Source organism: Catellatospora sichuanensis, from assembly GCF_007483665.1.
GTDB lineage: Bacteria > Actinomycetota > Actinomycetes > Mycobacteriales > Micromonosporaceae > Catellatospora > Catellatospora sichuanensis.
In genome coordinates, this window is the sequence record NZ_VIQO01000001.1 from 287794 (window position 1) to 308505 (window position 20712).

Annotated in this window: 16 protein-coding genes; 4 read left to right on the top strand and 12 right to left on the bottom strand. The window is 71.3% G+C overall.

What is annotated here, in order from left to right:
* The first annotated feature begins 1 nt into the window (after position 1).
* The 3 genes from zwf to pgl all read left to right on the top strand — a co-directional run bounded on the left by zwf (position 2) and on the right by pgl (position 3431).
* A complete protein-coding gene (zwf, locus tag FLL47_RS16245; RefSeq protein WP_144121599.1) occupies positions 2-1516 on the top strand; it encodes a glucose-6-phosphate dehydrogenase in 1515 nt (504 codons plus the stop codon).
* A gap of 99 nt (positions 1517-1615) precedes the next feature.
* Positions 1616-2611 carry a glucose-6-phosphate dehydrogenase assembly protein OpcA gene (locus tag FLL47_RS16250; protein ID WP_144121348.1) on the top strand — a complete coding sequence of 332 codons (996 nt, stop codon included), beginning with the start codon at positions 1616-1618 and terminating at the stop codon, positions 2609-2611.
* A gap of 55 nt (positions 2612-2666) precedes the next feature.
* Positions 2667-3431 carry a 6-phosphogluconolactonase gene (gene pgl / locus FLL47_RS16255; RefSeq protein WP_144121349.1) on the top strand — a complete coding sequence of 255 codons (765 nt, stop codon included), beginning with the start codon at positions 2667-2669 and terminating at the stop codon, positions 3429-3431.
* 66 nt (positions 3432-3497) lie between these two features.
* Here pgl and secG read toward each other — a convergent pair whose 3' ends face one another.
* The 11 genes from secG to uvrA form a co-directional block, all read right to left on the bottom strand.
* Positions 3498-3764, bottom strand: coding sequence for a preprotein translocase subunit SecG (gene secG / locus FLL47_RS16260; RefSeq protein WP_144121350.1), 267 nt, complete (start codon positions 3762-3764; stop codon positions 3498-3500).
* 76 nt (positions 3765-3840) lie between these two features.
* Positions 3841-5619: an ABC transporter substrate-binding protein gene (locus tag FLL47_RS16265; RefSeq protein WP_144121351.1), complete on the bottom strand. Its 1779-nt coding sequence runs from the start codon at positions 5617-5619 to the stop codon at positions 3841-3843.
* A 269-nt stretch (positions 5620-5888) separates the two neighbouring features.
* Positions 5889-6668, bottom strand: coding sequence for a triose-phosphate isomerase (gene tpiA / locus FLL47_RS16270; RefSeq protein WP_144121352.1), 780 nt, complete (start codon positions 6666-6668; stop codon positions 5889-5891).
* Positions 6669-6670: 2 nt separating this feature from the next.
* Positions 6671-7867: a phosphoglycerate kinase gene (locus FLL47_RS16275; RefSeq protein ID WP_144121353.1), complete on the bottom strand. Its 1197-nt coding sequence runs from the start codon at positions 7865-7867 to the stop codon at positions 6671-6673.
* Positions 7867-8871, bottom strand: coding sequence for a type I glyceraldehyde-3-phosphate dehydrogenase (gene gap / locus FLL47_RS16280; protein WP_144121354.1), 1005 nt, complete (start codon positions 8869-8871; stop codon positions 7867-7869). The genes FLL47_RS16275 and gap overlap by 1 nt, the downstream gene beginning before the upstream one ends.
* Before the next feature lie 429 nt (positions 8872-9300).
* Positions 9301-10281: a DNA-binding protein WhiA gene (gene whiA, locus FLL47_RS16285; protein ID WP_120315989.1), complete on the bottom strand. Its 981-nt coding sequence runs from the start codon at positions 10279-10281 to the stop codon at positions 9301-9303.
* A 69-nt stretch (positions 10282-10350) separates the two neighbouring features.
* On the bottom strand, positions 10351-11316 hold the full coding sequence (locus FLL47_RS16290; RefSeq protein ID WP_144121355.1) for a gluconeogenesis factor YvcK family protein: 966 nt from the start codon (positions 11314-11316) through the stop codon (positions 10351-10353).
* A 105-nt stretch (positions 11317-11421) separates the two neighbouring features.
* Positions 11422-12306, bottom strand: a complete 885-nt coding sequence (gene rapZ, locus FLL47_RS16295; protein ID WP_144121600.1) for an RNase adapter RapZ — start codon at positions 12304-12306, stop codon at positions 11422-11424.
* 196 nt (positions 12307-12502) lie between these two features.
* Positions 12503-14524 carry an excinuclease ABC subunit UvrC gene (gene uvrC, locus FLL47_RS16300; protein ID WP_144121356.1) on the bottom strand — a complete coding sequence of 674 codons (2022 nt, stop codon included), beginning with the start codon at positions 14522-14524 and terminating at the stop codon, positions 12503-12505.
* A gap of 99 nt (positions 14525-14623) precedes the next feature.
* Entirely contained in the window at positions 14624-15082 is a 459-nt protein-coding gene (locus FLL47_RS16305) for a Rieske (2Fe-2S) protein (protein ID WP_144121357.1), read from the bottom strand.
* A 389-nt stretch (positions 15083-15471) separates the two neighbouring features.
* Positions 15472-18378 (bottom strand): excinuclease ABC subunit UvrA, encoded by a 2907-nt coding sequence (uvrA, locus tag FLL47_RS16310; RefSeq protein WP_144121358.1) that lies wholly within the window; start codon positions 18376-18378, stop codon positions 15472-15474.
* 453 nt (positions 18379-18831) lie between these two features.
* On the opposite strand from uvrA, the gene FLL47_RS16315 reads away from it, so the two are divergent.
* On the top strand, positions 18832-19503 hold the full coding sequence (locus tag FLL47_RS16315) for a hypothetical protein (RefSeq protein ID WP_144121359.1): 672 nt from the start codon (positions 18832-18834) through the stop codon (positions 19501-19503).
* Between the two features lie 93 nt (positions 19504-19596).
* On the opposite strand, the gene rsgA is transcribed toward FLL47_RS16315, so the two are convergent.
* A complete protein-coding gene (gene rsgA / locus FLL47_RS16320) occupies positions 19597-20655 on the bottom strand; it encodes a ribosome small subunit-dependent GTPase A (protein ID WP_144121360.1) in 1059 nt (352 codons plus the stop codon).
* Positions 20656-20712 lie beyond the last annotated feature (57 nt).

The following is a 20712-nucleotide window of genomic DNA, read 5'->3' on the forward strand; positions in this document are numbered from 1 at the left end:
GATCAACCCGCTGCGGGACCCCCAGGACCGCCGGCTGCCGCGGATCCCGCAGCCGTGCGCGCTAGTCATCTTCGGGGTCACCGGCGACCTCGCCCGCAAGAAGCTCATCCCCGCCGTGTACGACCTGGCCAACCGGGGCCTGCTGCCGCCCGGCTTCGTGATCGCCGGGTTCGCCCGGCGTGACTGGGGCGACGGCGACTTCGAGAACGTGGCCCGCACCGCGGCCATGGAGCACGCGCGCACCCCGTGGCGTGAGGAGGTCTGGGCCCGGCTCGCGGGCAACTTCCGTTTCGTGGGCGGCGCGTTCGACGACGACGCCGCCTTCGACCGGCTGCACGACTGCCTGAACGAGCTGCGCGACTCGCACGGCATCCAGGGCAACGCGGCGTTCTACCTGTCCATCCCCCCGGCCGCCTTCCCCACCGTGCTCAAGCAGCTGGAGCGCACCGGGCTGGCCGACAACGCCAAGTCCGGCGGCTGGCGGCGGGTCGTCGTGGAGAAGCCCTTCGGCGAGGACCTGGAGTCGGCCAAGGCGCTGAACGACCTGGTCGACGACGTGGTCAGCGCGGAGGACGTCTTCCGCATCGACCACTACCTGGGCAAGGAGACGGTCCAGAACATCCTGGCGCTGCGCTTCGCGAACTCGCTGTTCGAGCCCATGTGGAACTCCAAGTACGTCGACTCGGTGCAGATCACCATGGCCGAGGACGTCGGCATCGGCACCCGGGCCGGCTTCTACGACGCCACCGGCGCGGCCCGCGACGTCATGCAGAACCACCTGATGCAGCTGCTGGCGCTGGTCGCCATGGAGGAGCCGACGACGTTCGACGCCTCCGAGATCCGCGCCGAGAAGCTCAAGGTGCTGCGGGCCACCGTGCCGCCCAAGGACGTGACCACCGAGACCGTACGCGGGCAGTACCTGACCGGCTGGGTCGCCGGTGCCCGGGTGCCCGGTTACCTGGAGGAGTCGGACGTCCCGCCGGACTCGAACACCGAGACGTACGCGGCGGTGCGGCTGACCATCCAGAACCGGCGCTGGGCGGGCGTGCCGTTCTACATCCGCGCGGGCAAGCGCTTGCCGCGCCGGGTCACCGAGGTCGCCGTGCTGTTCAAGAAGGCGCCGCACCTGCCGTTCTACCCCGAGGACGTGGAGCTGCTGGGCAACAACCAGCTGGTCATCCGGGTCCAGCCGGACGAGGGCGTGATGCTGAAGTTCGGCTCCAAGGTGCCCGGCACCCAGATGGAGTTGCGCGACATCACCATGGACTTCGCGTACGGCGAGGCGTTCACCGAGTCCAGCCCCGAGGCGTACGAGCGGCTCATCCTCGACGTGCTGCTGGGCGACCGGACGCTGTTCCCGGACGCGGCCGAGGTCGAGGAGGGCTGGCGCATCATCGACCCGCTGGAGGACGCCTGGGCGGGCACCAAGCCCGCGACCTACCGGGCGGGCGAGTGGGGTCCGCGTGAGGCCGACGAGATGCTGGCCCGCGAGGGCCGCACCTGGCGGCGGGCATGAGCGAGCGCAGCGAGCGAATCATGTTGGCCCCAGGGCATGCCTGCGACGAGCGAAGCGAGGAGCGGGCATGAACTCAGAGCTCTTCGGAAGAGGGACGGAATGCTAGCCCTGTGGGACACCACCGGTAACGAGGTGGTGCGCAAGCTCGGCTCGGAGCGGCGCAACGCGGGCGGCGTCGCCAGCGGCCTCGCCCTCAACCTGGTCGTCATCGTGGACGAGGGCCGGGTGCGCCAGGTCGAGGACGCGGCCACCATCGCGGCCGCGTCGCACCCCTGCCGCCTGCTCGTGGTCAGCCGCGGCCCGGTCGCGGGCGTCGACGCGGCGACCGCGAACGCCAAGAACCGGCTCGACGCCGAGATCGTCGTGGGCGGGCGGCTCGGGCCGTGCGAGGCCGTGATCATGCGGATGCACGGCCGGCTCGCCCTGCACAGCGAGTCGGTGGTCATGCCGCTGCTGGCTCCGGACGTGCCGGTGGTCACCTGGTGGCACGGCTGCCCGCCCGAGCACATCGCGTACGACCCGCTGGGCGTCGTCGCGGAGCGCCGGGTCACCGACATCGCCCAGTGCCCCGACCCCGCCGCGGCGCTGCACCAGCGGGCGGTGGACTACGCCCCCGGCGACACCGACCTGTCCTGGACCCGGTTGACCGGCTGGCGCTCGCTCATCGCGGGCGCCTTCGACACGGCGTCGGCGGGTGCGCTGTCCGCGACGGTGCACGCCGCGGCCGGCGACCCGCTGGGCGCCCTGCTGCGCGGCTGGATCATGGCGCGGATGGGCGTCCCGGTGCAGCTGGCCGAGGTCACCGGGCCATTGCACGGGGTCGACTTCGCGCTGGCCGACGGCGGCTCGCTGAGCCTGCACGCCACCGGCGACGGGATGGCCCTGCTGCGCAAGAGCGGCTCGCTCGACCAGGTGATGCCGCTGGTGGAACGCCGGCTCGGCGAGGTGCTGGCGGAGGAGCTGCAGCGTCTTGACGCCGATCAGCCCTACGCTGCGGCGCTCGCGGCGGCGACGGGCATCGCGAACCTCGGCGACCGCACGTCGACCCGTACCCACATCTGGCAGGACCCGGCATGGGAACCGGTGGCCGCATGAGCGAGCGAATCATGTCCTGCCCCCATGCCGCCGACGAGCGCAGCGAGGAGAAGGCATGAGCGAGCGCAGCGAGCGGTCGGTGATCGTGCACGCCGACGCGGCGCTGCTCGCCGAGGCGGTGGCGGCGCGGCTGCTCCAGCGGCTGGTGGACGCCCAGGCCGAGCGGGGTTGCGCCGACGTCGTGCTGACCGGCGGACGCGTCGCGGCCGCCGTGTACCGTGCGGTGCTGGCCAACCCGGCGCGGGACGCGGTCGACTGGTCACGGGTGGATCTGTGGTGGGGCGACGAGCGCTTCCTGCCCGCCGGGGACCCGGACCGCAATGAGACACAGGCGCGCGCGGCCCTGCTGGACGCGCTGCCGCTCGACCCGGCCCGGGTGCACCCGATGCCACCCTCGGACGGCCCGGACGGCTCTGATCCCGAACTGGCGGCCGCCCGCTACGCGGCGGAACTGGCGCGCACCGCGCCGGGCTCGACCGGGCTGCCGCGCTTCGACGTGCTCATGCTCGGCGTCGGCGAGGACGGCCACGTGGCCTCGGTGTTCCCGGGGCACCCGGTGGCGGCCGAGACCCGGCCGGTCAGCGCGGTCCGGGACAGCCCGAAGCCGCCGCCGGTGCGCACCACGCTCACCCTTCCCGCCATCAACACCGCGGCGGAGGTCTGGCTGATCGCGGCCGGGCCGGACAAGGCCGACGCGGTCGGCGCGGCCCTGTCCGGGGCGGCACCGCTGCCCGCGGCCGCGGTGCACGGCACCTCGCGTACCGTCTGGCTGCTGGACCGGGCCGCGGCGGCCCAGGTGCCGCAGAGCTCTCCGCGCTGAGCCCCCCGGCGAAGACGCCGAAAGGGCGGCTGACCGATGGTCAGCCGCCCTTTCGCGTGCTTGCGGTCAGGCGACGGTGCCGGCGGCCATCTCCAGCTTCAGCCAGAGGCCGAGACCGACAATGCAGGCAAACCAGACGATACCCACCAGGACGGTGTAGCGGTCGAGGTTCTTCTCCGCCACCGACGACCCGGCCAGACTCGACGACACACCGCCGCCGAACATGCTGGACAGACCGCCGCCCTTGCCCCGGTGCAGCAGGACCAGCATCGTCAGCAGGGCGCTGGTGATGATCAGCAACACGATCAACGTGTAGGCGAAGCCGATCGGCATGAGCAGGTGTCCTTAGGCTCGGTGGCCGCTCGCGCGGCCTTGGGTGTCGGTCAACAATAGCGGTCCATCGTACCGGCTAGGAGGCCGAGGAGGTCACATCCACCGGGATCGAGGGGTCTTTCAGACCCAGCGAAGCCAGGTCCGGCGCGCCGAACTGCGAGTGGATGAACGCTCCGGCGACGTTGGAACCGTACATCCGGATCGAGTTCGGGTAGAGCACCGGGATGGTCGCGGCCATCTCCGACAGCCGACTGTCGATCTCGCCCCACAGCTTGTACTGCCGGTTCAGGTCGTCCTCGGCCATCGCGTCGGCGAGCGCCTTGTTGATCTCCGGGTCGTTCAGGAACGAGTAGTTCGAGCCGCTCTGCTCACCGCTGGGCTTCACCAGGGCGCCGTCGAACAGCGGCGGGATGACCGCGGAGCCGTTCGCCCAGTCCGGGATCCAGCCGGCGTAGACCAGGTGGTTGCCGTGCGAGATGTCGGCGATCAGACCCCAGTACGGCTTGGCCGGCAGGCGGTTCAGCTCGACCTTGATACCGATGCGGACGTAGGCGTCGACCATCGTCTTGACGTACCGGGCGATGGTGTCGTTGTCCGGCAGCGCCACCCGGAGCTTGTCCGGGCAGGGCGAGCCGTCCTTCTTCGCCTTGTCGATCAGCTTGAGGGCCTCTTCCTCGTCACCGTCGCTGTCGGTCAGGGTCCGGTAGTGGTCGAACTTGGCATGCGCCGCCAGGTTCGGCGGGATCATCGAGGTGGCCAGCTCGCCGATCACCGAGCCGCCCATCGCCTGGCGGTACTTGCGCTTGTTGAACGCGAACGCCAGAGCCTTGCGGCAGTCCACGTTCTTGATCATCTCAGTGTTGATCGCGAAGTACCGGACCGAGCCGGAGGGGCCCTGGGCCACCCGCTGCGACAGCTTCGGGTCGTTGATCACCTGCTGCAGGAAGTTCGGTGCCACGTTGTTCTGCAGCATGACCGTGTTGCGGTCCGCGCCCTGGTCCTGGATCAGCGCATTGGTCACGGCCGGGTCGTTGGCGTCGACCACGAACACGATCTTGTCGGGGTGCGCCTTGCGGACCGAGTCCAGGCTCGACGACCAGTGCTCGTTGCGGACCAGCGTGAAGCCGGTCGCGTCCTTCTCCCGCGGCTCGACCCGGTACGGGCCGTTGGACTGCGGGCGCAGGTCGTACGCGTCCTTCTCACCATCGGCACCCGGCTTGGCCGGAGAGAAGATCGACAGCGCGACCGTGTAGTTGAAGTCGCCCGCCGGCTGCTTCAGCCGGAACTTGATGGTCTTGGTGTCCTCGCAGGTGACCGAGTCCAGTTCCTTGCCGCCGTACGGGCCCTCGTAGGGGGTCGCGTTGTCGGCCAGCATCAGCTCGGCATAGGGCAGGCCCGAGTCGAACACCTTGGCGAAGTTGCGCTCCACGCCGTGCTTCAGCTGCGAGCAGACGACGGGGGAGCCGTCCTCCCACTTCACCCCCTCGCGCAGCTTGAACTCCCAGACCGTGTTGTTCTCGCTCGGACGGCCCAGGTCGGTGGCGAGGTCGGGCACCAGCTCACTGCTGGCCGTGCCCGGTTCTGCCTTGTACGTGGTCAGCGTGCGGGAGATCAGGCGGCTGATGTTCGCGTCCATCGCCGCCGCGATCTTCTGCGGGTCGAGGTGGTCCGGCAGGGCCGGCAGCACGACACGCAGGGTGCCGCCTTGCGTGATCGTGTCATTCGCGTCGGCGGCCGAGTCGCAGGCGGAGGCGACGCCGAGCAGGGTCACCGCGGCAGCGGCCGCGACGAGGCGGCGGCGCACACGGGTCGCCCGAGTAGACGCGCGGACCGGCGACATCGAGAGGTCAGGCATGGTCGTCCTCCCGGCGATCCCGCGCCCTCGCGCGTCCGCCAAGAATCCAGGGGTGAGTGATCCGGGGGTGGTAGCTCGCCACACTCTAGGCGGACCGACCGCGCGACCAGAAGTGGGGCGGGGAGATTCGTTATGCGGCGCCAGCAGGTCGGACGCAGCGCGTTCGCATGATCACCCTGCGCACCCGAAAGCACCGGTACGAACGGGACCCCGGGCGGTCGGCCCGGGGTCCCGTTTCGTGTTCGCACCCGCACGGCGGGCACCGGTGGTCAGACGCCGAGGCGGCAGAGCCTGGCGAACTCGTCGGCGTCGAGACTCGCCCCGCCGACCAGCGCACCGTCGATGTCGGGCTGCGCCATGATGGCCGCGACGTTGCCCGCCTTCACCGAGCCGCCGTAGAGCACCCGCACCGCCTGCGCGGTGGACTCGCCCTGCGTCTTGGCCAGCTGCCCGCGGATCGCCCCGATGACCTCCTGGGCGTCCTCGGGCGTGGCGGTCTTGCCGGTGCCGATCGCCCAGACCGGCTCGTACGCCACCACGACCTTCTCCACCTCGGCCGGGGTGAGCCCGGCCAGGCCGCCGTCGAGCTGCGCGAGCGTGTACTCGACGTGCTCGCCCTTCTCGCGGACGTCGAGGCCCTCACCCACGCACAGGATCGGCGTGATGCCGTTGGCCAGCGCCGCCTTCACCTTCGCGTTGACCAGCGCGTCGGACTCGGCGTGGTACTGCCGGCGCTCCGAGTGGCCGACCGTCACGAACGAGCAGCCCAGCTTGGCCAGCATCGCGCCCGAGATCTCCCCGGTGTACGCGCCGGAGGTGTGCGCCGAGACGTCCTGCGCGCCGTACTCGATGAGCAGCCGGTCGCCGTCCACCAGCGTCTGCACGCTGCGGATGTCGGTGAACGGCGGCAGCACCGCGACCTCGACCGCCTCGAGCTGCTTCTCGTTCAGGCTGAAGGCCAGCTTCTGCACGAGCGCGATGGCCTCGAGGTGGTTGAGGTTCATCTTCCAGTTGCCGGCCATCAACGGCCGGCGCTTCACGTCAGCCATGCTCACGCCTCCAGGGCTTCGAGACCGGGCAAGGACTTGCCCTCCAGGTACTCCAGCGACGCGCCGCCGCCCGTGGAGATGTGACCGAACGCGGCCTCGTCCAGGCCGAGCGCGCGCACGGCCGCGGCCGAGTCGCCGCCGCCGACCACGGTGAACCCGTCGACCTTGGTGATGGCCTCGGCCACCCCGCGGGTGCCGTTCGCGAACGGGGCCAGCTCGAACACGCCCATCGGGCCGTTCCAGAAAACCGTCTTCGCGCCGGACAGCGCCTCGGTGAACAGCGCGACCGACTGCGGGCCGATGTCCAGGCCGAGCCAGCCGGCCGGGATCGCGGTCGCGGCGACGGTGTCGGTCTGCGCGTCGGCGGCGAAGCGGTCGGCGACCACCACGTCGGTCGGCAGCACGATCCGGTCGCCCGCGCGGGCCAGCAGGTCGCGGCAGGTGTCGAGCATCTCCTCCTGCAGCAGCGAGGCGCCGACCTCGTGGCCCTGGGCCTTGAGGAAGGTGAAGCACATGCCGCCGCCGATGAGCAGCTTGTCGGCCTTGCCCAGCAGCGCCTCGATCACGGCGAGCTTGTCGGAGACCTTCGAACCGCCGAGGATCACCACGTACGGCGTGGCCGGGTCCTCGGTGAGCCGCTTGAGCACCTCGACCTCGCGCAGCACCAGACCGCCCGCGTAGTGCGGGAGCCGGGACGCGACGTCGTGGACGCTGGCGTGCTTGCGGTGGACCGCGCCGAAGGCGTCGTCGACGTACACGTCGCCGAACGCCGCCAGCTGGTCGGCGAACGCGCCGCGCACGGCGTCGTCCTTGCTGGTCTCCCCCGCGTTGAAACGCAGGTTCTCCAGCAGCACCACGTCGCCGGGAGCCAGCGCCGCCACGGCCTCCTGCGCCGACGGGCCGACGGTGTCACCCGCGAAGGTGACCGGCGAGCCGAGGAGTTCGGCGAAGCGCGTGGCGACGGGAGCCAGCGTGTACTTCGGGTCGGGCTCGCCCTTGGGGCGGCCCAGGTGCGACATGACGATCACCGAGGCGCCCGCGTCGCGCAGGGCCGTGATGGTCGGCAGCACCGCCCGGATCCGGCCGTCGTCGGCGATCGTCCCGGGGCTGTCCTTGACGAAGGGCACGTTCAGGTCGGCGCGTACGAGCACGCGCCGACCCGAGACGCCCTCGGCGAGCAAATCGTCGAGGCCGCGCATTACAGCGAGGCGCCCACGAGCTTGGTGAGGTCCACCAGGCGGTTGGAGTAGCCCCACTCGTTGTCGTACCAGCCGACGACCTTCACCTGGTTGCCGATGACCTTGGTCAGGCCGGCGTCGAAGATGCAGGAGGCGGGGTCGGTCACGATGTCCGAGGACACGATCTCGTCCTCGGTGTACACCAGGATGCCCTTGAGCGGGCCCTCGGCCGCGGCCTTGATCGCGGCGTTGACCTCCTCGACCGACGTCTCGCGAGCGGCGGTGAAGGTCAGGTCGGTGGCCGAGCCGGTCGGGATCGGCACGCGCAGCGCGAAGCCGTCCAGCTTGCCCTTGAGCTCCGGCAGCACCAGGCCGATCGCCTTGGCGGCGCCGGTCGAGGTCGGCACGATGTTCAGGGCCGCGGCGCGGGCGCGACGCAGGTCGTTGTGCGGGCCGTCCTGCAGGTTCTGGTCCTGGGTGTACGCGTGGATCGTGGTCATCAGACCCTTTTCGATCCCGATCGTGTCGTTCAGGACCTTCGCCATGGGGGCGAGGCAGTTCGTGGTGCAGGAGGCGTTCGAGATGATCGTGTGCTTGGCGGCGTCGTACTGGTCGCCGTTCACGCCCAGCACGATCGTGATGTCCTCACCCTTGGCCGGAGCCGAGATGATGACCTTCTTCGCGCCGTTGTCGGCGTGCACCTTCGCCTTGGCGGCGTCGGTGAACAGGCCCGTCGACTCGATCACGATGTCGGCACCCAGGTCGCCCCAGGGGAGCTTGCCCGGGTCGCGCTCGGCGAACGCCTTGAACGACTTTCCGTTGACCGTGAGGTCGGTGTCGGTCGCCTTCACCTCGTAGGGCAGGCGGCCCAGGATGGTGTCGTACTTGAGCAGGTGCGCCAGGGTCGCGTTGCTGGTCAGGTCGTTCACGGCCACCAGCTCGATGTCCGCGCCGGACGCGAGCAGCGCCCGGTAGAAGTTGCGCCCGATACGGCCGAAGCCGTTGATGCCAACCCGGATGGTCACAGGTCCCATCTCCTCGCCATGTGCGCCGACTGGCGGCTTAACGTCCAGTGCGGCGGCCGATAGGTCACTCGCCCGGTCACGCCGCCAGCACACCTGGCGGACGGCGTCGCGGCCGAGCTGCCGGCAGCGTCGCCGTACGGTTCCGACCCTAGCTGAGCTGTGACGGACATCCCCGCCGGGGTCTTTGTTTCACCCCCGTGTCCCCCATCACACGAAACGACAACAACCCCACCCAGATCACCAGCGCCGCCCATGATCGCCACGATCTTGCGCGAACTGTTGCCCCTTTGCCCGTTTCGGGCGTGTCGTACCCACAGCCCGCGCAAGATCGCCGCGGCGTCGGCGGGCGGGTGGGGGGTGGGGCGGGTGGGGTGGAAAGCGAGATCGCCGCGGCCCGGGTCGGGGCGCGGCGATCTCGGGAGGAGCGGGTCAGACGGTGAGCATCTCGGCGGTGACGGCGGCTTCCGTGTCGGGGATGCCGAGGTCGCGGGCGCGCTTGTCGGCCAGGGCGAGCAGACGCCTTATGCGGCCGGCGATGGCGTCCTTGGTCAGCGGTGGGTCGGCCAGGGCGCCCAGCTCCTCCAGGGAGGCCTGGCGGTGCTCCAGGCGCAGGCGGCCCGCGCTGGTCAGGTGGCCGGGCGCGTCGTCGGCCAGGATCTCCAGGGCGCGGGTGACCCGGGCCGCGGCGGCGACCGCCGCCCGCGCCGAGCGGCGCAGGTTGGCGTCGTCGAAGTTGGCCAGCCGGTTCGCGGTGGCGCGGACCTCGCGGCGTACCCGCCGCTCCTCCCAGGCCAGCACGCTGGAGTGTGCGCCTATGCGGGTGAGCAGGGCGGCGATCGCGTCGCCGTCCTTGACCACGACCCGGTCGACGCCGCGCACCTCCCGCGCCTTGGCGGTGATGCCGAGCCGGCGGGCCGCGCCGACCAGTGCCAGCGCCGACTCCGGTCCCGGGCAGGTGATCTCCAGGGCGCAGGAGCGGCCCGGCTCGGTCAGCGAGCCGTGCGCCAGGAAGGCCCCGCGCCAGGCCGCCACGGCGCAGCAGACGCTCGCCGAGACCACGTTCGGCGGCAGGCCCCGCACCGGCCGCCCGCGCACGTCCAGCAGGCCGGTCTGGCGCGCGAGCGCCTCGCCGTCCTTGACGATGCGCACGATGTAGTGGCTGCCCTTGCGCAGCCCGCCCGACGCGAGGATGTGTACCTCGCTCGGGTATCCGAACAGGTCGGCGATGGTGGTGCGCAGTCGCCGGGCCACCGCGCCGGTGTCCAGCTCCGCTTCCACCACCACGCGGCCCGAGACGATGTGCAGCCCGCCCGCGAAGCGCAGCAGGGCCGCCATCTCCGCGCGCCGGCAGCACGGCTTGGGCACGTCGACCCGGCTGAGCTCGTCTTTGACCGCAGCGGTCATCGCCATCGTGTCGTCACCTCGGGGCCGGTCGCGGCTGTGATTGCCTATTTGTGTCGTGCGCTTTGTCGTACGTGCTTAACGAGCGGTGCCCAAGAGTGGCACCAGTGCGCGGCCCAATCGGACCGGATCGTGTCGCGCGGTGCCGTCCTGGACGGCCACCGGAGCGATCGCGATGCGAGCACCGAGTGATTCTGCCGCATTCGCGACCGGTTCGGGGTCTCCCACGGCATTCCTGTCGACCAGAACAATATCGACCTTGAGGTCCGGGAGGTACCGACCCAGCGCGTCCAGGTGGTCGGGCAGCGACAGGCCGACCGTCTCCCGGTCCGCGGCAAGGTTCAGGGTGACCAACCGCCGCGCCGCGCTCCGCGTGACGGCGGCCGCCAACTGCGGCACCAGCAGGTGCGGGATGACGCTGGTGTACCAGCTGCCGGGCCCGAACACCAGCCAGTCCGCGTCGGCGATCGCCGCCAGGGCCTGCGGGCACGCGTCCGGCTCCGGCGGCTCCAGCCGCACCTGGAGCACCCGCCCCTGGGCGACCGCGACCTGGTGCTGGCCGCGCACGGTGATCTGCCTGCCGTCGACGACCAGGTCGGCCTCGATGCCCAGCGGGTGGTTGGACATGGGCAGCACCCGGCCCACCGCGCGCAGCATCGCGCCGACCTGGTCCAGCGCCGCCACCGGATCGCCGAGCTGCTCCATCAGGCCGCACAGCACCACGTTGCCGACCGGGTGCCCGGCCAGCTCGTCGGCGCCGCCGAAGCGGTACTGCAGCAGCCGGGCGGTACGGCCGCTGAGGTCGTCGTCACCCGCCAGGGCGGCCAGCGCCTGACGCAGGTCACCCGGAGGGAGTACGTTCCGGCCGGCGCGGATGCGGCCGCTGGAGCCCCCGTCGTCGGCCACGGTGACCACCGCGGTGATCTCCAGGGGCAGCCCGGTCGCGCGCAGCGCGCGCAGGCTCGCGCTGAGCCCGTGCCCGCCGCCGAACGCCACCACCCGGATCCGGTCGCCGCCTGCCTGCGGCGCGAACCCGATGTTCATGCCTGCTCCTCGCTGCGCTCGTCACAGGCACGTGCGGAGCCGATGATCCGCTCGCCGAGCTCGCTCATGCCCGCTCCTCACGGCGCGCACGCGTCGTCGGCGGCCTCATTCGCGCCCCAGGTCGCGGTGCTGGGCGTGGGCGACCACGCGCAGCTCGCGCAGTCGTCGGGCCAGCTCCTCGGCGATGGCGACACTGCGGTGCTTGCCGCCGGTGCAGCCGACGGCCACGGTCAGGTAGCGCTTGCCCTCGCGCTCGAAGCCGGGTGCGGTCGCGGTCACCAGGCGGGCGTACGTCTCCACGAACGTGTTCGCCCCGCGCTGGCCCAGCACGTACCGGCTCACGCCCTCGTCGCGGCCGGTGTTCTCGCGCAGCTCGGGCACCCAGTACGGGTTCGGCAGGAAGCGCGCGTCGAGCACGAAGTCGGCGTCCGGGGGCAGCCCGTACTTGAAGCCGAAGGACAGCACGGTGACCCGCAGCCGCAGCGCCTCCGGACTGGCGAACAGCTCCTCGACCCGGGCCCGGAGCTGGTTCACGTTCAGATGCGAGGTGTCGATCAGCACGTCGGCCTGCTCGCGGGCCTCGGCCAGCAGCGAGCGCTCGGCGGCGATGCCGTCGGACAGGCGGCCGTCACCCTGCAGCGGGTGCGAGCGGCGTACGCTCTCGAACCGCCGGATCAACACCTCGTCGTCGGCGTCGACGAAGACCACCCGCGGCGAGAAGCCCTTCTCGCGCAGGTCGCGGATGGCACCGGCGAGGTCGGTGGAGAAGACCCGGCTGCGCACGTCGAGCACCATCGCGGTGTGCCGGGCCGCCCCGCCTGCCTTGGCGGCCAGCTCGGCCAGCTGCACCAGCAGCGCCTGGGGCAGGTTGTCGACCACGTAGTAGCCGACGTTCTCCAAAGCCCGGGCCACGGTGCTGCGGCCACCGCCGGACACGCCGGTGACCACCACCAGGTTGGTGGCCGGACCCTCGCCGGACTCCTCCGCGATCGTCCTGGGCTCGCCCTGCTGTTCGTCACGTTCGCCCGGCGTGCTGCGCCTGGCCGGTGTATCCACGCTCACGTGCGCCCCCACTGCTGTCGTCGCCGCCTGCCGGGGCGGCCGCCCGCGGACGGCCACCGGGTTCAGCGAACCTCGGGTGGCAGGCGAGCACGTTGCCGCCGGATGCCGGCAACGAGAAAACATCCTAGCCAGGCGTGCCGGGTTCCTCCGCTGTGGCCAGCGTCCCACCCGGCGCGGGCGTCGCCTGCGGGTGGGTGTCCGCCGGTTGCGGCGCGCCAGGATCGGCGGACGTCGGCTGCGGCACGGGTGCGGCCGGTGCCGCCTGCGGGGGCACGCCAAGGGCGGTGAGCACCGCCACAGCGGTGCGCGGGCCGATGCCGGGCACCTCGGCGATCTCGTCGACGCTGGCCGCCGAGAGCCGTTTCAGCGAGCCGAAGTGGCGCAGCAGCGCCTTGCGGCGGATATCGCCCAGGCCGGGCACGCTGTCGAGATCCGAGGCGGTCATCCGGGCGGAACGCCGCTCGCGGTGGAAGCGGATGGCGAAGCGGTGCGCCTCGTCGCGGACCCGCTGGAGCAGGTAGAGGCCCTCGGCGGTGCGGGGCAGGATGATCGGCATCGAATCGTCGGGCAGCCAGACCTCCTCCAGCCGCTTGGCCAGCCCGCACACCGCCACGTCGGTGACGCCCAGCTCGGTGAGCACCGAGGCCGCCGCATTGACCTGCGGCGCGCCGCCGTCGACCACGACCAGCTGCGGGGGGTACGCGAAGCGCCGGGGCCGCCCCGCGACAGCCTCCTCGGCCGGGTCCACCGGACCCTCGGCGAGATGGCGGGCGAACCGCCGCCGCATCACCTCGCTGATCGCCGACACGTCGTCGGTCGCGCCCTTGATGATGAACCGCCGGTAGTCGGCCTTCTTCGGCACGCCGTCCTCGAAGACCACCATGCTGGACACCACGTCGGTGCCCTGGATCTGCGAGATGTCGAAGCACTCGATCCGCAGCGGGGCCGCGGCCAGCCCGAGCGCGTCCTCGATCTCCTCCAGTGCCTTGCTGCGGGCGGTGAGGTCGCCGGCCCGGCGCAGCTTGTGCTGGGCGAGCGCCTGCAGGGCGTTGCGCGCGACGGTCTCCATCAGGGTCTTCTTGTCGCCGCGCTGCGGCACCCGCATGCTCACCCGCGAGCCCCGGTGCTGCGACAGCCAGTCGGTCAGCGCGTCGGCGTCGGCGGGCAGCTCCGGCACGAGCAGCTCACGGGGCACGTCGGCCTCGCCGGTCTCGTCGCCGTAGATCTGGGTGCAGAAGTGGTGCACGAGGTCGCCGATGCTCAGCTCCTCGGTCTTGTCCACGATCCAGCCGCGCTGGCCGCGCACCCGCCCGTCCCGCACGTGGAAGACCTGCACCGCGGCTTCCAGGGGGTCGTCGGCGAAGGCGACCACGTCGGCGTCGGTGCCGTCGGACAGCACGATCGACTGCTTCTCCATGGCCCGGCGCAGCGCCACCAGGTCGTCACGCAGCCGCGCGGCGCGCTCGTACTCCATCGCGGCCGACGCCTCCTGCATCTCCTTCTCCAGGCGGCGCTGCATGTTCTCGGTGCGCCCGGCCATGAAGTCGCAGAAGTCCTCCACGATGCCGCGGTGTTCGGCCGCGCTGACCCGCCCGACGCACGGCGCGGAGCACTTGCCGATGTCGCCGAGCAGGCACGGCCGGCCGATCTGGCCCGCCCGCTTGAACACGCCCGCCGAGCAGGTGCGCGCGGGGAAGATGCGCAACAGCAGGTCGAGGGTCTCCCGGATGGCCCAGGCGTGCGAGTAGGGCCCGAAGTAGCGCACGCCCTTGCGCTTGGCCCCGCGCATCACCAGCAGCCGCGGGTACTCCTCGTCCAGGGTGACCGCGAGGTACGGGTACGACTTGTCGTCGCGGTACTTCACGTTGAAGCGGGGGTCGTACTCCTTGATCCAGGAGTACTCCAGCTGCAGCGCCTCGACCTCGGTCCCGACGACGACCCAGTCCACGCCGGCCGCGGTGGTGACCATCTGCTGGGTGCGCTGGTGCAGCGTCCACACGTCGGCGAAGTAGGAGTTCAGGCGGCTGCGCAGGCTCTTGGCCTTGCCCACGTAGATGATCCGGCCCTGATCGTCGCGGAACCGGTACACACCGGGCGCGTCGGGAATCGTGCCCGGCGCGGGCCGGTACTGGGACGGATCAGCCACGACGCCAAGCCTAGACGATCTGTCCGACAGTCCTCCGGGCCGCGATCGGCGGCCGGCCCCGGGTCCACATGGGATCCAGGGCCCCGGCCCGCTCGAAGCTCAGGCGAGCTTGATCTCGCCGTTCTCGACCTTGATCTCTTTCTTGTCCAGCGCGCGGGGGGCGGGCGGGCTCAGCACCGAGCCGTCGGTGATGGAGAACTCGCTGAAGTGGCACTGACACTTGATCTTGCCGGCCTCGACCTGGCTCACCGGGCACGCCTGGTGGGTACAGATGGAACTGAACCCCACGTACTGACCCGCGGTCGGCTGGGTCACCACGACACCCTGCTCCTTGAAGATCACCCCACCGCCGACCGGGATGTCCGCCGCCTTGCCCAGCACGATGCCCGCGCCGACCGTCTCGCCGGTCGCCGGCTGGCTCGCCGCCGCGCCGGTCGGCTCGGTGGTCGCGGGCGCCTCCGAGCCGCAGGCGGCGAGCAGGGCGCCCGCGCCGACGGCGCCCGCGGAGGTCAGCAGGACCCGGCGCGAGGTCGCGCCGGACGTGGTCACGTCACTCATGGGGGGCCTTCCTAGGTGAGGGTTTCTCTGGATCAACCTATCGGCCCGATCTGAAATTTAGCTGCGAGATCAACCATTTTCTTCACCCACCGCCATTCAAGATCTTCCGACTTGCCCGGCACCTGGGCGAACCTTGAACTCGCATTCGCCCACCTGCCTGGCAAGTCGAGCGATCATGGACCCCTCGGCGCGACCCGCGCCGAGGACGGCGGGCCGGGGGCGGCGGGCCGGGGCGGACAGGCGGGGCGGACAGCGGGCCGGGGGCGGACAGGCGGGCGGGCGGGCGGGCGGGCGGGCGGGCGGGTCGGTGGCGGACAGGCGGGGCGGACACGAGAAGTCCCGGCGACCGCGGAGGTGGTCGCCGGGACGGATCGTGCGGGGCGGCGGGGTCAGGCCACCGCGGCCTTGCTGCGGGCCTTGCGGGCGCGCGGCGGGGTCACCGGGGCCGGGGCGGCCTTGGCGAGCATGGGCTTGAGGAACTGGCCGGTGTAGCTCTCGGCGACGACCGCGAGCTGCTCCGGAGTGCCGGTCGCGAGCACGCTGCCGCCGCGGTGGCCGCCTTCGGGACCCATGTCGATCAGGTGGTCCGCGGACTTGATCACGTCGAGGTTGTGCTCGATGACGATCACGGTGTTGCCCTTGTCGACCAGGCCCTGCAGCACCAGCAGCAGCTTGCGGATGTCCTCGAAGTGCAGGCCCGTGGTGGGCTCGTCGAGCACGTACACGGTGCGGCCGGTGGAGCGCTTCTGCAGCTCGGAGGCGAGCTTCACGCGCTGCGCCTCACCGCCGGACAGGGTCGGCGCGCTCTGCCCCAGCCGCACGTAGCCCAGGCCGACGTCGACCAGCGTCTTGAGGTGGCGGTGGATCGCGGGGATGGCCTCGAAGAACTCGGCCCCCTCCTCGATCGGCATCTCCAGCACCTCGGCGATGGTCTTGCCCTTGTAGTGCACCTCCAGGGTCTCCCGGTTGTACCGGGCGCCCTTGCACACCTCACACGGCACGTACACGTCGGGCAGGAAGTTCATCTCGATCTTGATAGTGCCGTCGCCCGCGCAGTTCTCGCAGCGCCCGCCCTTGACGTTGAACGAGAAGCGCCCCGGCCCGTAGCCGCGCACCTTCGCCTCGGTCGTCTCCGCGAACAGCTTGCGGATGTTGTCGAACACGCCGGTGTAGGTGGCGGGGTTCGACCGCGGGGTGCGCCCGATCGGCGACTGGTCGACGCCGACGACCTTGTCCACGTGCTCCAGGCCGGTGACCCGGGTGTGCCGGCCGGGCACCATGCGCGCCCCGTTGATCTGGTTCGCCAGCACCGTGTACAGGATGTCGTTGACCAGGGTCGACTTGCCCGACCCGGACACGCCGGTGACCGCGATGAACTGCCCCAGCGGGAACGCCACGGACACGTTGCGCAGGTTGTGCTCGCGCGCGCCGACCACGGTCAGCTCGCGGCCCGGGGTCGCCGGGCGGCGGTGCTGCGGCGTCGCGATCTGCTTGCGGCCCGACAGGTACGCCCCCGTCACCGACTCCTCGTTGACCAGCAGCTTGTCGTACGTGCCGCTGTGCACGATGCGGCCGCCGTGCTCGCCCGCGCCCGGACCGATGTCCACGACCCAGTCGGCGGTGCGGATGGTGTCCTCGTCGTGCTCGACCACGATCAGGGTGTTGCCGAGGTCGCGCAGCCGCACCAGGGTCTCGATCAGCCGGTGGTTGTCCCGCTGGTGCAGGCCGATCGACGGCTCGTCCAGCACGTACAGCACGCCGACCAGGCCGGAGCCGATCTGCGTGGCGAGCCGGATGCGCTGGGCCTCACCGCCGGACAGCGAGCCCGAGGGGCGGTTCAGCGACAGGTAGTCCAGGCCCACGTCGACCAGGAAGCGCAGCCGGGCGTTGATCTCCTTGAGCACCCGCTCGGCGATGAAGCGCTGCCGGTCGTCGAGCTCCAGGCCGGCCAGCACGACCGCGGCCTCGCCCACCGACAGCGCGCACAGCTCGGCGATGTTGCGCCCGTCCAGGGTCACGGCCAGCACCTCGGGCTTGAGCCGGGTGCCCGCGCAGACCGAGCACGGCACCTCCCGCATGTAACCCTCGTACTTCTCCCGCGACCACTCGCTCTCGGTGTCCGAGTGGCGGCGCTCCAGCCACGGGATGACACCCTCGAAGCCGGAGTAGTACGAGCGCTCGCGGCCGTACTTGTTGCGGTAGCGCACGTGCACCTGGTTCTCGGCGCCGTGCAGGATCAGCTTCTGCGCCCCCGACGAGATGGCCCGCCACGGGGTGTCCATGTCGAAGCCGTTCTCCTCGCCGAGCGCCTCCAGCAGGCGGGAGAAGTACTCCATGGTCTGGCCGCCCGCCCAGGGCGAGATCGCGCCCTCGCCGAGGCTCTTCTCCGGGTCGGGGATGATCAGCTCCGCGTCGACCTCCTTCTTGGTGCCCAGGCCGGTGCACTCCGGGCACGCGCCGTAGGGCGAGTTGAAGGAGAAGACCCGCGGCTCCAGGTCCTCGATGCCGAGCTGGTGCTCGTTGGGACAGGCCAGGTTCTCGGAGAACTTGCGCTCGCGGTGCTCGTCGTCCTCGGGCAGGTCGACGAAGTCCATGATCAGAATGCCGCCGGCCAGGCCGAGCGCGGTCTCCACCGAGTCGGTGAGCCGCTGCTTCGAACTCTCCTTGACGGCGAGGCGGTCGACGACCACCTCGATGTCGTGCTTCTTCTGCTTGGCCAGCTTCGGCACCTCGTTGAGCGGATACACCACGCCGTCGACCCGGACCCGGGCGAAGCCCTTGCTCTGCAGGTCGGAGAAGAGGTCGAGGTATTCGCCCTTGCGGCCGCGGATCACCGGCGCGAGCACCTGGAAGCGGGTGCCCTCGGCCATGGCGAGGACCCGGTCCACGATCTGCTGCGGGCTCTGCCGGCTGATCAGGTGACCGCAGACGGGGCAGTGCGGCTGGCCCACCCGGGCGAACAGCAGGCGCAGGTAGTCGTACACCTCGGTGATGGTGCCCACGGTCGAGCGCGGGTTGCGCGAGGTCGACTTCTGGTCGATGGAGACCGCGGGGCTCAGGCCCTCGATGAAGTCGACGTCGGGCTTGTCCATCTGTCCCAGGAACTGCCGGGCGTACGAGGACAGCGACTCGACGTAACGCCGCTGCCCCTCCGCGAAGATCGTGTCGAAGGCGAGGCTCGACTTGCCCGAGCCGCTCAGCCCGGTGAACACGATCATCTTCTCGCGCGGCAGGTCCAGGCTGACGTCGCGCAGGTTGTGCTCACGCGCCCCACGGATGATCAGTCGGTCGCTCACAGCAGGCTCTCCCCACACGGTCTTTCGGCGATGTCTTCAGGGCGGTCCGCCACGGCGAAGCCCCAGCTCAGCGGCATGGGTCAAGCAGCACGACGCGCTCGGCACGCAGTGCAGTCGCGTGCCGTGGGCAACTCTAGCCCCGGCCTCCGACATTCTCGTTTCGCGCCACGAACACACGTGCTAACGCGGCGATTCGCGGCGACCCACACCACCCGGAACAACCCGCTCGTCCGCTCCGGCCACACCCGCCACGGCTGTTACACCGGTCACCCGCCAGGGTGACCGGTGCCGGCGGAGGCGGCTCGATGGTCGCTGTTTCGTGTCAAGATCTGCGGCCCGGCCGCACAACGTGACCCGAAACAGCGATGACCCGCGCTGACCTGGGGCCGGGCTCGGAAGCGGGGCGGCGAGAGAGTGTGCAGTGGGTGCCCGCAGCGCATACCATTCGCGATCGTGACGGATCTGATCGACTCCCAGCGCACCGGCCGACCCGAGACGGGGCCCGACCGGCTCGACTGCGCGGTCTGCGGTCACGTTCCAGCCGCCGGGGTGAGCTTCTACCGGCACGTCGGCCTGGTGGTCTACGTACGCTTCACCAGGGTCCAGGGGCCGTTCTGCCGGGACTGCGGGCTGGCGCGGATGCGCGACGCCACCGCCGAGACGATCACGAGCGGCCTGTGGAGCCCGGTGTCGGTCGTGCTCGCGCCACTGGCGTTCATTCGCAACCTGCGGGGTCGGCGCACCGTGCTCGCCTTGGCCAAGCCCGTCCCGCGCGCCGGGCAGGCCGCGTCCAACCTCGCCCCGCTGCCGCCGACGCGGCCGGTGTTCCGCCGGGTCAAGTCGTGGCTCGCGCCCGCTTTCCTGGTGGCCCTGGTCGCGGTCGCGGCGCTGGTGAACGACCCGTCGGCGGAGAGGCTCAACGTGGTGGGCGGCTGCGTCGAGATCGACACGTTCCTGCGGGCCGACACCGCCGACTTCGTCCGCTGCGACGAGCCGCACGATGCGGTGATCACCAGCATCGAGACGAGCTACGAGTCCTGCGCCGGCGCCTACGTCGAGCAGCTCTACCGCTACTACTGCCTCGACGCCGTCGACGGCGCAGCCCCACTCCCCAACGCCCGCTGACCTCCTGCGATTTCAGCCACACCGCACGATCGGAAGGCTCGCCCGCGGCAGAGCCCCGCGCCCCGCGAGCGCGGGGCGCGGACGTGGCCCGGGTCAGCGGGAGCGGTAGTTCCAGTGGGCGGGGCGGGTGGCGGGGCCGCCCCGGCCGGTGCGGCGGGCCCTGGCCCGGCGGGATTCGAAGGCGAGCTCGCGTTGCAGCTTGCACCAGCTGTCCCAGCGGCGCGCGGTCAGCCGGCCGTCGGCCAGCTCGGCCCGCACCGCACAGCCGGGCTCACTCTCGTGCGCGCAGTCGTGGAAGCGGCATCGCTCGATCAGCGCGACGATGTCGGCGAAAGTGCGGTCGAGGCCCTGCTCGCCGTCGAGCAGGCCGACCGCGCGGATGCCGGGGGTGTCCAGCACCGCCCCGCCGCCGGGCACCGGCACCAGCGCGCGGTACGTGGTGGTGTGCCGGCCCTTGCCGTCGACCCGGCGGATGGCCTGGGTCTGCATCACGGTCGCCCCGATCAGCGCGTTGACCAGGGTCGACTTGCCCGCGCCGGACGCGCCGACCAGGCCGAGGGTGCGGCCGTGGGCGACCAGGGGCCGCAGCGCCTCCATCCCGGTGCCGTGTTCTGCGCTGACCGCGATCGCGGGCACGCCCGGGGCCAGCTCAGCCAGCTGGTCGGCCAGCGCCTGCGGGTCGGCGACCAGGTCGGCTTTGGTGATGACGAGCAGCGGCTGCGCGCCCGAGTCCCAGACGAGCGCGAGCAGGCGCTCGATGGTGGAGGGCTCGGGCAGCGGGTCCGGTGAGGCGATCACCGCGGCGGTGTCGATGTTGGCGGCCAGCACCTGGCCGGTGGCGTCCTTGTCGGCGGTGCGGCGCACGATCGCGCTGCGCCGCGGCAGTACCGCTTCGATGGTGGTGCGGTTGTCCGGCCAGTGGCGCAGCGCCACCCAGTCACCGGCGCACGGCAGCGCGACCGGATCGGCCGCGGCCGCGATCATGGCGGGCCCGCCGAGACCGGCCCTGGCCGTTCCGGTGCCGGTCAGCACCGTGCAGATGCCGCGGTCGGCGCGCACCACCCGGCCCGGCACGTGATCCGGCCGGTCGAACAGGGGGTACGCGGAAGCGAAGTGGTCGTCCCAGCCCAGGGACGACAGCGAGACTGTCATCGGATTCCTTGTCATGGATGCGCGAGTGAAACGGGGGTCACGCCATCCGGGAGGGTG